The organism is Mesorhizobium sp. M0136, from assembly GCF_040322515.1.
Lineage (GTDB): Bacteria > Pseudomonadota > Alphaproteobacteria > Rhizobiales > Rhizobiaceae > Mesorhizobium.
Genome location: NZ_JAMYTP010000003.1, coordinates 126,308 through 138,110 on the forward strand (window position 1 = coordinate 126,308; position 11,803 = coordinate 138,110).

The following is an 11,803-nucleotide window of genomic DNA, read 5'->3' on the forward strand; positions in this document are numbered from 1 at the left end:
AATCAACTATCCGCCATGGTGGCCAGGGCCGCCTTGTCGTAGACGCCGCGCATAGCGGTCGCCTGTCTTGCCAATGAAAATCTGCGGCTTCGGCGGGCCGCTGCCTCACCGAGTTCTCGCCGGCGCTGCGCGTCGCTGCAAAGGCTGCTGATGCATCTGGCGAGATCGCCCGGATCGCGCGCGTCGTAGAACATGGCCGCGCCGTCCCACAGTTCGCGATAGGTCGAAATATCGGCGAGCACCAAAGGCGTCTTCGACATCGCGGCTTCCAGCGTGGCCAGACCGAACGGTTCATAGAGCGACGGCGATACGAAAATGCCGGCCCGCGCCATCAGCAGGCGCACTTCCTCATGCGGTACCGGCCCGACGGGAACGGCGTGGCTGAAGCCAACATGCTGGCCGTCCGGCCCTTGCAGCGAGCCAGCGACGAAGATCGGCCATTGCGTGCGGGAGGCGGCCCGGTCCAGCACCGCCGCATTCTTTCCTTCGTCCCACCAGCGCGCAGCGGCGAAAACGACCGATTCCCGCCTTTCGCTCTTCGGCCCGGGCCGTGCACCGTTGCCGACGACGCTCAGGCGGGCGATCGGCCCGTAGCAGGTTTCCAGCATGTCGGCATGGCTGCGGCTGGGTGCAACGACCATGCCTGCGTTGTCGAAACCGCGCCGGTTGCGGTCCTTTTGCCAGGCCCAATCGCCGTCCGCCGCCTGTCCTTTGACGGCGTGGAACCATGTCACCACGCAGGAATGCGACACCGCCACCACCGGGCAGGGCACGTCGAGGCCCGCTGCCTGCGTCGGCGCGTTGAGATGGACGATTTCGATGGCGTAGTCACGGATGAACGGGAGCAGCTCCTGCTGCAACGCGTCGAGGTCGTGCTCGTCGCGGGTCATCCATTCGGGCGGCGTGTTGAGCCAGGTCAGCGCCGCGAATGACTGGGCCTCCTCGGCCTGCTGCCTGGACGGTTCCGGACCAAGCCCGGCAAACACGACGCTGTCGCCGCCGGCGACCAGTTGCCTGGCCAGATCGAGCGCATAGCGCCAGACGCCGCCGACGGCATCGACAGTCATCAGGATGCGACGCGGCGGGCTCAGTGTCCGCAACATGTGGCCTCCAATTCAGCCAGCGGACGCGGACGCTTCTCCTGGATGTCGCTGAACGTCCGGAAGGAGGCGAGGTAATGTTCATGCGCGCGCTCCCAGGCGAGATCGTCCGGCTCGCCCCAAAGTTCGCGGTAGCTGGGCGAACTCGGATAAGGATAAAGCGGCACCGGTTCGTTGGCCCAAACGCCGTTGTCGATCAGGTGCTTTCGCCAATAGTCGACCAGCGCGGGATCGTCTTCGACCACGCCGATGAGATTGGCCTGAACGAACGGCACATGGCGCCTGGCGTCGACCAGCAACGCAGCCAGTTCCTCGGTGCCCAGCCGGCAGCGTTTTGCCAACATGGCGCGGCCTTCCACCGTCAGGCTTTCGAGCCCCGCCTCGATCGAGACGCAGCCGGCGGCGCCGAGCAGTTTCAGCAGTTCCGGTTTCCAAAGGTCGATGCGCGTCTGCACCCCGAACTTCACATCGCGATCGACCAGCGCTTCCAGCAATGCCTTTTGCGGCAGGAATATCTCGTCGATGAAGTAGATGTAGCCGACGCCCTGTGCGATCAGCCGGTCGATCTCGGCGATCACCGCTTCGTGGTTCCGGCGGCGATAGGCGTCGCGGAAATCGATCTTGGCGCAGAAGCTGCAATTATACGGGCAGCCGCGCGAAGCCTCGACCTCGGCGCCAAAGCCGACCTGGTTGTCGTCGAAGCGGTGATGGTGGTGCGAATGGGCGGCAATCCAGTCCGATGGCCATTCGAGCGCCGGGTGATCGATGAACGAGCTCGCATGCACGCCGCCGTTCGAAACCAGTTCTCCATCCTCAAAATGGGCGGTGGACGGCACAGCATTCCAGTCGTCGCGCCGGGCGAGTTCCACGACCACTTCCTCGCATTCGCCGCGCACGACAATGTCGACGCCAAGCTTGCGCAAAGTCGGCGCCGGCGTCGCCGAGCCATGCGGCCCGACGGCGACGGTGCGGCCGCCGCACCCGGCAAGATGGTTGAGGAACTCAGCTGGCACGCGCAACTCGGGCGGTGCGCAGCGCCAGAACAGGTAGGTCGGCGCGGTGCTGACGACGGTCATATCAGGCTCGAAAGTGGCGACGCGATCGGCAAGCGCGGCATTGTCGAGCTTCTGGATCTGCCCGTCCAGCATCAGCACCTCGTGGCCGGCGGCTTCGAGCAAGGCTTTCGAATAGCCGAGTTCGAGCGGCAGATGCGGCTGGCGGCAGCCGAAATAGATGCTGTCCTGGTAGGTCCAGGACGGATTGACCAGAGCGACCTTCATGCCACGTACCTCGCCGGTTCGGGATGCGGGTCGGCGCGATGACGCTGCAGCCAGTCGGCGAGGTCGCGGATGCCGTTTCGCCACGGGACATGCGCTTTCCATCCCAGCGCCGCCTCGATCGCGCGTGTGTCGGCGACGAAGAATGGTTGGTCGCCGGTGCGTTCGCGGTCGTAGCGGATCGAAACGTCCCGTTTCGTTATGTCGCAAATCTCGTTCAGTAGCATGCGCAGGCTGACGGCGTTTTCCGGTCCGCCCCCGAGATTGAATGCCTGGCCCTTGATTTCCTCGATCCGGTCGAGCACGGCGCGGTAAGCCGCGACCGCGTCGGCAACGTGCAGGACGTCGCGTACCTGTTTGCCATCGCCATAGATGGTGATCGGCCGGTTGGAGAACGCGCTAAGCAGGAAATGGGCGACCCAGCCCTGATCCTCCGTCCCGAACTGGCGCGGTCCATAGATGCAGCTCATGCGCAGCACCGCCGTCGGCAGATCGTATGACTTGGCGTAGTCGAGGACATACTGGTCCGCCGCGCCCTTGGAGCAGCCATAGGGCGTGCAGAAATCAAGGCCGCGCGTCTCGTCAATGCCGTGCGCCTGGATGCTGGCGTCGCAAGGCGCATATTTGCCGTCGTCTTCGCGCATCGCAATGTCAGCGAGCCGCCCATAGACCTTGTTGGTGCTGGCGAAAACGACGGGGATGCGTTTGCCGCTGCGGCGAGCGGCTTCCAGGACGTTGAACGTTCCGCGCAGGTTGATGTCGAAATCCTCGTCCGGCCGAACCAGGCTCGTGGTGACGGCGGTCTGCGCGGCAAAGTGGAAAACCGCCTTCGAACCAGCCACCAGCGGCATCAGCGCCTCGGCCTCGCGGATGTCGACGATTTCAATGGTGAGACGGCTGCCGTGCTTTTGCGTCAGCCATTCGAGGTTCTGCTCGACGCCGGGACGGCTCAGATTATCGATGACCAGCACCGGTTCGCCATCCGACAACAGGCTGTCGGCGAGGTTGGAGCCGATGAAGCCGCTGCCGCCGATAACGGCGACGGGCGCTTCGCGAAAATCGGGTGAATCCGGTCTCATGATACCAGCCCTCGCGCTTCGAGTTCCCGCTTCATCTCGGCGCTGCGATCGATGGCGACGGTGTTGCGCACCCATGCGACGAAATCGCCGAGCGAATGCTCCAGCCGGTATTGCGGCTGGAAGCCGAGCAATTCGCGCGCCTTCGATATGTCGGCAAAGCAATTGCGGATATCGCCGGAGCGTGCCTTGCCGAGGATTTCCGGCTGGCGGCCAGGCACGCCCATTGCTTCGGCGAGCAGCCGGGCGACGTCGCTGACTGCGTAGGCCCGCCCGCTGCCGATGTTGATGACGTGGCTGCGCGCCTGGGGCTGTTCCAGCGCCAGCCGGAAGGCGCGGGCAACGTCGCGCACGTGCACGAAATCCCGCTGCTGTTCGCCGTCCTCGAAAATCAGCGGTCGCTGGCCATTGGCGATGCGCGAGGCGAAGTTCGCCAGGACGCCGGTATACGGGTTCGAGAGCGCCTGTCCGGCGCCGAAGACATTGAACAGGCGCAGTGCCACCGCGTCGATGCCATAGGCTTCACCGAAGATCAGTACGGCGCGTTCCTGGGCGTATTTTGTCAGCGCGTAGATCGAGGCGAGGTCGACCGGTTTCTGCTCGTCCGTGGGCAGCGGCGACAGGACTTCGCCTTCCGGCGACAGGGGATTCCATTGGCCGCTGCGGATATCGTCCGGCTGCCGTCTTGCATTGTCGATGCGCCGGCCGTCCGGCGTGGCATAGAGACCCTCGCCATAGACGCTCATCGACGAAGCAACGACGATCCGTTCGATCGGGCGTTTGATCAGCACTTCCAGCAGCGTGGCGGTGCCGAGGTCGTTGGCGCCGACATAGCGGGCGATCTCGTACATGGACTGGCCGACACCGACTTCGGCCGCCAGGTGAATGATCGCGTCGACATCGTCGACCGCCTCTGCGATGGCCTCGCGATCGCGAACGTCGCCTTTGATCAGCTTGGCGCCTGGCGGCAGGCTGATTGCCTCGCCGCCATGCACCTGGTCCAGCAACGCATCGAGAATTGAAACCCCATAGCCATGTTCAACGAGTTCCTGGGCGACGTGGCGGCCGATAAAACCGCAGCCTCCCGTGACCAGTATACGTTTCACGACAACTCCTCATACGAATGGCTTTGCCGCCCCAAACTTCCGGGCGAAAGGTTTGTTCCCTTGCTTCAACAAAGTTCCCGAGCGCTGCGCTCCGGAAGCGACCGCCTTGGGCTGGGCACGGGAACATCGAAGCGCGCTTGGTGTTAGGAGCCATAATCGACCAACCGCGCGCATATGCTCGGCAGCAATGCATCTGCTGGTTGTACGAGGCAGACCGGGATCTCGCGGTGTGCGGTGGAATCGAAGGGAGATTGGAATGTCTGAATCGAAGACGACCACCGATCATGATGAAATCCGCCGTTGGGCCGAGGATCGCGATGGCCGGCCGGCGGTGGTGCGCACCAAGGGCGAGGGCGGCATACTGCGCATCGACTTCGGCGAGCCTGAAGAGACGTTCGAGCCTGTCGAATGGGACGAGTTCTTCAGGATATTCGACGAGAACGAACTGGCCTTCCTCTACCAGGAAGAGACCAGCGGCGGCAAAACCAGCCGCTTCAACAAATTCGTCGAACGCAACCGGAAAGGCTGACCTCGTCTGATTGCCGGCAACTGCCGCGGTCAGTGCAGCAGGTTCGCTCCACGTGCCCTGACGATGTTTCGCATGATGCCGTTGAGCCAGTCCTCGGTGGAGGAGCCGGATGGTCTCCGGTCGATTTCGCCGATAGCCTGTTCGAGCGTCCGCTCGACCAGCCGGTCGGAGGCCTCGACATCTCCCAGCAGCAGGCGCGCCGCGAGCCTGAGCTTAGGCAGCAGCGAAAATACGTCGTCCGAGGGCTCCGACGCTCGACCTTCTGTCGATGCCGACGTCTCGGCTGGAAAGAGAGCGTCGAAAACAGCCTGGGCGTCCGAGGATTTTCGGAGGCTGCTGGCATACCGAAGCCGCTCGGGAATAACGATGTCTTCATCGCCGCTGAAAAACACGAACGGCACGCCACGGCGCATCAGTTCGTCGGCGATCGGAAATACCCGTCGTCCGTTGAGATTGATGTCCAGGATCGCGGCTTCGGCCTCGTCCGTATGTTTCGATGCCTGTTCCACCGTCGCTACCGGGCCAAGCACCACGGCGCCCATCTTGCTGAAATAACGTGCAAGATCCCCCGCCAGCATCCATTCGTCCTCGACGATCAGGATATGTAGGCCTTGCAGGTCGCGCACCTCATTGTTCCTTCTTTCTGCGGGATCTACGCTTGTCGGCGCGGACTTCTGCAAAGTGGCGCTCCAATACCTCTTGCAACCGTTCCGCGAGCGCGAGCAGGCGAGGCGGAATGTTTTCAGATACCGGGAACTTGGTCAGATCCGGCGAGGGCAACAGAATTCGCTTGGCCGGCTTTATTTCAGGTGATCGTTTTGCCATTGGAACCGCCTCCAAAGTCAAATGTTAATGCCCACCGGCGGTACTTTGTTCCGTTGGTGGACTATTTACTGGCCTCAGGCTCGGCCCGGTCTTAATCTGAGGCGCGATTTGGGTCTAAGGCCCGATTTGACGGCTTTGTGTTTGCGGCTGTTACCAGGGGCTTGGCGTGGCATCCCAGAATGGAAGATTTCCCATAGTCGGGGTCGGCGCATCGGCCGGCGGCATTCCCGCGATGGAGGGCCTGTTCAAAGGGCTGACCGGCGACACCGGCATGGCGTTCGTCGTCGTCACGCATCTCAGCCCGGAGCGGGAAAGCCTGCTGCACGAGGTCATCCGACGTTATACCGAAATGCCGGTCTTGGTGGCCGAGGAGGGGGCAGCGGTCCAACCCGACCAGGTCTATGTGATGCCGCAAAACGTCGTCCTCACCATCCGTAAGGGCGCGCTTTCGCTGCGCCGGCCGAACACGCTCAACCGCGAGCGCAAGCCGATCGATATCTTCTTCAGCGCATTGGCCGAGGACCAGGGCGAGTATGCCGTCGGCATTATTTTGTCGGGTGGCGATTCGGACGGCACGCTCGGCGCCAGGGCAATTAAGGAGCATGGCGGGCTGACCATTGCCCAGGCCTCCAACGGTTCCGGCCCCCGCAATCCAGATATGCCGCAGAGCGCGATTTCGAGCGGCCTGATCGACATAGCGGCGCCCGCCGAGCAGATCGGTGCAAAGCTTCAGGCGTTTGTCCGCGGTTTCGACGTGCTGAACGGCCTGACCGAAGCGGACGACGAACGCAAGGCCGAGATAGATCGAGCCCGCGATGAAATCTACGCCATTCTGCGCAGCCATTCCGGTCACGACTTTTCCGGCTACAAGGCCAAGACGTTCCTGCGTCGCGTAAAGCGGCGCATGCAGATAACGCAGCTACAGTCGATCAGCACCTACATAGAACGGCTGAAGAGGGATCCCGACGAGGTGGCGAAGCTGTTTCGCGACCTGCTCATCAATGTCACCAGCTTTTTTCGGGACGCCGAAGCGTTCAAATTGCTGGAGGACAAGATCATACCGCAGATTTTCGAGGGCAGGAACGCGTCCGATGCGGTGCGTGTCTGGGTGCCCGGCTGCGCCACCGGCGAGGAGGTGTTCTCGATCGGCATGCTGATGCGCGAGCGCATGGAGAAACTTCCCGCGCCGCCGCGCGTCCAGATATTCGCGACCGACATCGACGAGCCGGCGCTCGCGGTGGCGCGTGCGGCGCGTTATCCCGAAGCGCTGCTGCACGGGCTATCGCCACAGCGCAGGCAACGCTTTTTCCACAGCGACGGCGAGAGCTATGTGCTGGCCAAAGAGGTGCGCGAACTCTGCATTTTTTCCCCGCACAGCGTCATCCGCGATCCTCCGTTCTCGCGTATGGATATGATTTCGTGCCGCAACCTGTTGATCTATTTCGGCCCGCAGATCCAGAACCGGGTCGTCCCGATCTTCCACTATGCGCTGAGGCCGGGCGGTTATCTGTTCCTCGGCACCTCGGAAAGCGTCGGTCAGCACGGCGACCTGTTCGCCACGGTCGATAAAAAGCAGCGGATATTCCAGGCGCGGGAACATGCCACGCCGCGACCGCCGGTCCTGATCGGCAATGGCTTCACAGCTGCCCTGCCGGCGGGACGCCGTGGCTCAAAAAACGATGGCGCGAGCCATTCGCTGCGCCAGGCAATCGAGGCTCAGGTGCTGGAGCGGTTCGCCCCGCCTCACGTGCTGGTCAATGGCGATGGCGACATCGTCTACTATTCGGCACGGACGGGTAAATATCTGGAAGCGCCGCAAGGTGCCCCGAGCCGGCAGTTGCTGACCTTGGCCCGCCGCGGGCTGAGACTTGAGATGCGCGCCGCGTTGCGGGAAGCAGCAACGACGCGCCGCACGGTCGTGCGGGAGAACATAGCGGTCGAAGAAGACGACGGACAGCTTCAGTTCATTACACTGACAGTCGAGCCGTACACGGAACGCAGCAATGGCGAGCCCCTCTACCTCGTCCTGTTCAATCCGGTGGGGCAGGCCCAGATACGCTCCGATCCGGCCCGCGAAAGCCGCGGCACAGACGACGCGGCCGATCTCGAACGGGAGTTGCGCGACACGCGCGAGCGGCTGCAGTCGACCATCGAGGAGTACGAAACCGCGCTGGAGGAAGTAAAATCTTCGAACGAGGAACTCGTCTCCGTCAATGAAGAGGCACAGTCGACGAATGAGGAGCTTGAGGCCTCGAAGGAGGAAATGCAGTCGCTCAACGAAGAGCTCAACACCATCAATGCGGAACTGACCGGCAAGATAGAGGAACTCGATCGCGCCAACAGCGATCTCAGAAACTTGTTCGAAAGCACGGAAATCGCCACCATCTTCCTCGACCGCAACCTTGTGGTGCGAACCTTTACTCCTGCCGCGTCGTCGTTCTTCAACTTGCGTCCGTCAGATGTCGGCCGACCGCTGACCGATCTTTCGAGCCAACTCGACTACCCCGAGTTGAAGCGGCACATCCAGGCGGTGTTCGAGACGGGAGAGACCCTGAACCATCACCTTGCGCGCGACGACAAGGGCCGGTTCTACCTGGTCCGCATCAACCCTTACCGGGACAAAGGCGGCAGCATCCAGGGCGTGGTCGTGACACTGATCGACGTGACGACACTGGCGCAGGCGGAAGAGCGTCAGCAGGTGCTCATCTCGGAGCTGAACCATCGCGTCAAGAACATGCTGGCGGTTGTCGCCAGCATCACCAACCGGACGCGGGAATACTCGGCGTCAAAAGACGAGTTCGCTGAAGCTTTGATCGGCCGTCTGCATGCAATGTCACGAGCCTACAGTCTGCTCTCGCGCGAAAGCTGGACGGAAGCCTCCGTCGAGGAACTGCTGCGCCAGGAGCTTGGTCCCTTCGGGGCCGAACGGTTCGAGCTCGATGGCAAGCGGGTAAGCCTCAAGCCTGTACAGGGGCTTTCGTTCGGCATGGCAATCCATGAACTGGCGACCAATGCCGCTAAATATGGCGCACTGTCGAAGCCTGCCGGGCGGATAATTGTGAAATGGTCGGTGGTGGATGGAACCTTCAAGCTCGTCTGGCGCGAGAAGGGCGGCCCCCGCATCAAGGAGCCAACCGACAGCGGCTTCGGCCTTACCCTTCTGCGCGGAGAAATCGGCTACAGGCTGGGCGGAAAAATTGAAACAACTTTCCGCTCAAATGGTTTGGAGGCGGAAATTGCATTCCCTCTGACCCGCGAGGGCTCGTCGTGACCGGAAAGGTGCGTGTGCTGATCGTCGAGGATGAATGGCTGATCGCCGACGACGCGGCGGCTTACCTGCGCAAAGCCGGCCATCAGGTGGTTGGACCGGTTTCGTCGGTAACGGCAGCACTTCGGCTCGTTGGCGAAGGCGGCATCGACGCGGCGTTGTTGGATATCCAGTTGAACGACGAAACCAGCTATCCGATCGCGGAAGCGTTGCAAACGCGCGGTGTTCCGTTCGCCTTCCTCTCCGGGTACGGCGAACGCGAAATTCCAGCCGGGTTCCGCGCTTGCAGGATCGTGCAGAAGCCGGCGAGCCAAAGTGCGATTTTGAATGCCGTAGATGAACTCGCGCGCGCCGGCTGAATTCCTGTCGTTCCAGCGGGCCCGCCTTTTCAATCCAGCGGCTTGTCGGTGGGGCAGCGAGGTGCCAGCCTGCCGCCGCCGATTCCGGTCGAGGCCTTCCGGAACCATTTCCGCCATCGTTTGTTCGGCTCGAAGAAAGGAGCCGCGCGAAATGGAGCGACGTAACGCGTTAATTGCGATGGTGATTTCGGCCATCATCATCGTCGGCTTTCTCATAGGCTTTTTGTACGGCGATATGGGCTGGCAAACCTCGCCGCTCAAAAGAGCCCCTGAACAGAACCAGGGTGGCAATGCTCCGGCCGATACCTCGCCTGCCGCCGGCATCAAGAAGAACCCCAAGGAAAATACCGAAATGCCAGGCCAGCAATGAAGGCCGGTCCAGCAATGAAGTTAACCAATGCCACGAACTGAAACGGGCTCCTGTTTTTGCGGCGCCATAACGGCGGAGATGCGCGGCGAGCCTTTCTGGATTTGCTCCGATCACGATGACGACTGTCGCAAGGCGATAGGAAGCCCTCTGACGGTGTGGGTCGGTTATCGGCCTTCCGAATTCACGTTGCTCACCGGCACGCCGAGGACATTTTCGAAAACCTCCGGCGTGCTCCGGTCCTTCTGCGCGGATTGCGGGACATCGATCGGCTATGTCGACCAAGGGTTGCCCGACGAACTCTATCTGGCAATCGGCTTTCTCGATCACCCCGAACGGTTTCCGCCACAGGCCCATGCATACTGGGACATGAGGTTGCCCTGGGTCGACTTTCCAGACGAGCTGCCGCGGGTGGGGACGTATTCGAGGCGGCGAGATCCGACCTTCGGAAATCCGGCGGAACGCTAGCCTGGGGTCCGTTGCAAGTTGGAAGACGTGCCATCGGGGCTGCGTACGAAAACGACAGTTGGCGCGGGGCCGAAAACGCGCAATTATCGGCCGATGAGCCGCCGTTTGGATGACAAGCTCGATTGCAAGGCGTGCGGGACGATCCTGATGGATATTCCCGACGACCCGAAGGATTCGACGCCGATCTATTGCAGCAATTGCGGCGCCTATCTCGGCGAATGGGGCGAGCTGCAGGAGGATTTCTATAAACAGGCTTTCGGTGCCCAGGCCTTCGATCTGAACAACGGAACCATCATCAAGAAATAATCCTGGATTGCGCAGGCCTTCCGCCGGCCCAAGCCACGGCCTGCTGGCCCGGCTATTCGCAGCAATTGCCGTTCGGACCGGGCCATCTGGAACTTTTCTCCCGACCCGCTTGTTTGGGTGGCGGAAGGAGAAACGCCATGAGCACAAAACCTCCCCCTGTTCCACCGGAGAATCTGAGCCCAAAAGGAGCCGGTGACAAAAAACCGGTAGCCGCCGACCAAGCACCGCACGGCCAATCGACCGTGCCGGATCCCGACAAGCAGGGCCAGCAAGGCAATACGAAGGTCAACACCATCCATCAAGGCAACGTCCAGGATCGCTAGGTCATGTCCACGTCGAAGAAGACTCCTGCCAGCATCCGCCAGGGTGGTCCCGGCGCGGCGCACGAAAACGCCAAGAAGCCGCTGAGCGTCGAAAAGCCGCCGGCCGATTCCGACCGGCGCAGCCACAGCAAGGTCTCCGGGGGCGGCGGCGAACGCGACAGCCACCATACCCACGACCCCGAAAAGAAAGGCGACACCCGGCCTGCGCGTCAGGGCAAGTGAAATCGGGTGGCGACGCGAAGATCGGTGGCTCGAGCGAAATTTCAGCGGGGACGGCGCGCCGAGGCGAACGGCACGACATTGTCGACATTTGCCGCCGGCAAATCAAACAGCATCGGAAGCCCTCGCGTCGCGGCCATCTCCACGATCAGCTCTTCGATGGAGTGATTGGTCAGACGCGTCTCCACGCCCAGCCGGATCATCGCCGCCAGCTTGTGCACCGGCACCGGCACGGACTTCGCCCGGTCGTCGAGCAGCTTGCTGATTTCGATCACGACGTCTGCGTCGATATCCCTGGGCAAGTCTCGCATAAGCGCCTCCCGCCAAACGAAACGAAAAGCCCGCCGCACCTTTCGATGCGGCGGGCGATCCAGTAATGCGCACCGGCGAGGGGATCGGGTGGGCGTGCCGGCGCGCGCAGATCGCAAGTATTTTAGTTAAATCCGCCAGCCTCGATGTGTCACGCGAAAACGTCTGTACGTTTTTACCGAACCGCGCGGATCGCTGGCTCTCCCCGCGTCGCGCGGCGCGACCGCACGGATGGCGTGACCCTCTGCCCTCCGGACAACGAACCTAAACA

Annotated in this window: 15 protein-coding genes; 8 read left to right on the forward strand and 7 right to left on the reverse strand. The window is 62.2% G+C overall.

What is annotated here, in order from left to right; translation table 11 throughout:
- Nucleotides 1–2 precede the first annotated feature (2 nt).
- From NKJ35_RS04355 to NKJ35_RS04370, 4 genes are read right to left on the reverse strand one after another with little or no spacing between them, the layout of a single operon-like run.
- Nucleotides 3–1,103, reverse strand: a complete 1,101-nt coding sequence (locus tag NKJ35_RS04355) for a glycosyltransferase family 4 protein (RefSeq protein ID WP_352645247.1) — start codon at nucleotides 1,101–1,103, stop codon at nucleotides 3–5.
- Nucleotides 1,088–2,380 (reverse strand): TIGR04295 family B12-binding domain-containing radical SAM protein, encoded by a 1,293-nt coding sequence (locus NKJ35_RS04360; protein WP_352645249.1) that lies wholly within the window; start codon nucleotides 2,378–2,380, stop codon nucleotides 1,088–1,090. Before NKJ35_RS04360 ends, NKJ35_RS04355 begins: the two co-directional genes overlap by 16 nt.
- Nucleotides 2,377–3,456, reverse strand: coding sequence for an NAD-dependent epimerase/dehydratase family protein (locus NKJ35_RS04365; RefSeq protein WP_352645251.1), 1,080 nt, complete (start codon nucleotides 3,454–3,456; stop codon nucleotides 2,377–2,379). The genes NKJ35_RS04360 and NKJ35_RS04365 overlap by 4 nt, the downstream gene beginning before the upstream one ends.
- The gene (locus tag NKJ35_RS04370; RefSeq protein ID WP_352645253.1) at nucleotides 3,453–4,559 is read right to left on the reverse strand and encodes an NAD-dependent epimerase/dehydratase family protein; all 1,107 of its coding nucleotides are present in this window, start codon (nucleotides 4,557–4,559) and stop codon (nucleotides 3,453–3,455) included. Before NKJ35_RS04370 ends, NKJ35_RS04365 begins: the two co-directional genes overlap by 4 nt.
- Nucleotides 4,560–4,815: 256 nt before the next feature.
- Between NKJ35_RS04370 and NKJ35_RS04375 the strand changes: the two genes are divergently transcribed.
- Entirely contained in the window at nucleotides 4,816–5,088 is a 273-nt protein-coding gene (locus NKJ35_RS04375) for a hypothetical protein (RefSeq protein WP_352505415.1), read from the forward strand.
- A gap of 29 nt (nucleotides 5,089–5,117) precedes the next feature.
- Here NKJ35_RS04375 and NKJ35_RS04380 read toward each other — a convergent pair whose 3' ends face one another.
- Both NKJ35_RS04380 and NKJ35_RS04385 read right to left on the reverse strand, forming a co-directional pair.
- Nucleotides 5,118–5,714 carry a response regulator gene (locus NKJ35_RS04380; protein WP_352645255.1) on the reverse strand — a complete coding sequence of 199 codons (597 nt, stop codon included), beginning with the start codon at nucleotides 5,712–5,714 and terminating at the stop codon, nucleotides 5,118–5,120.
- Nucleotide 5,715: 1 nt separating this feature from the next.
- Nucleotides 5,716–5,913, reverse strand: a complete 198-nt coding sequence (locus NKJ35_RS04385) for a hypothetical protein (protein ID WP_352645256.1) — start codon at nucleotides 5,911–5,913, stop codon at nucleotides 5,716–5,718.
- Between the two features lie 166 nt (nucleotides 5,914–6,079).
- Here NKJ35_RS04385 and NKJ35_RS04390 point away from each other — a divergent pair, with 166 nt between their 5' ends.
- From NKJ35_RS04390 to NKJ35_RS04420, 7 genes are all read left to right on the forward strand, one after another.
- Nucleotides 6,080–9,184: a CheR family methyltransferase gene (locus NKJ35_RS04390; RefSeq protein ID WP_352645258.1), complete on the forward strand. Its 3,105-nt coding sequence runs from the start codon at nucleotides 6,080–6,082 to the stop codon at nucleotides 9,182–9,184.
- On the forward strand, nucleotides 9,181–9,540 hold the full coding sequence (locus NKJ35_RS04395; RefSeq protein ID WP_352645259.1) for a response regulator: 360 nt from the start codon (nucleotides 9,181–9,183) through the stop codon (nucleotides 9,538–9,540). The genes NKJ35_RS04390 and NKJ35_RS04395 overlap by 4 nt, the downstream gene beginning before the upstream one ends.
- Before the next feature lie 151 nt (nucleotides 9,541–9,691).
- Complete coding sequence (locus tag NKJ35_RS04400) at nucleotides 9,692–9,910, forward strand: hypothetical protein (protein ID WP_254818791.1); 219 nt, start codon at nucleotides 9,692–9,694, stop codon at nucleotides 9,908–9,910.
- A gap of 27 nt (nucleotides 9,911–9,937) precedes the next feature.
- On the forward strand, nucleotides 9,938–10,375 hold the full coding sequence (locus tag NKJ35_RS04405; RefSeq protein ID WP_352505410.1) for a GFA family protein: 438 nt from the start codon (nucleotides 9,938–9,940) through the stop codon (nucleotides 10,373–10,375).
- 105 nt (nucleotides 10,376–10,480) lie between these two features.
- Nucleotides 10,481–10,681: a hypothetical protein gene (locus tag NKJ35_RS04410; protein WP_352645260.1), complete on the forward strand. Its 201-nt coding sequence runs from the start codon at nucleotides 10,481–10,483 to the stop codon at nucleotides 10,679–10,681.
- 137 nt (nucleotides 10,682–10,818) lie between these two features.
- The gene (locus NKJ35_RS04415) at nucleotides 10,819–11,004 is read left to right on the forward strand and encodes a hypothetical protein (protein WP_352645262.1); all 186 of its coding nucleotides are present in this window, start codon (nucleotides 10,819–10,821) and stop codon (nucleotides 11,002–11,004) included.
- A gap of 3 nt (nucleotides 11,005–11,007) precedes the next feature.
- Nucleotides 11,008–11,226, forward strand: a complete 219-nt coding sequence (locus NKJ35_RS04420; RefSeq protein ID WP_352645263.1) for a hypothetical protein — start codon at nucleotides 11,008–11,010, stop codon at nucleotides 11,224–11,226.
- 41 nt (nucleotides 11,227–11,267) lie between these two features.
- Here NKJ35_RS04420 and NKJ35_RS04425 read toward each other — a convergent pair whose 3' ends face one another.
- A complete protein-coding gene (locus NKJ35_RS04425; protein WP_352505406.1) occupies nucleotides 11,268–11,534 on the reverse strand; it encodes a hypothetical protein in 267 nt (88 codons plus the stop codon).
- Nucleotides 11,535–11,803: the final 269 nt, after the last annotated feature.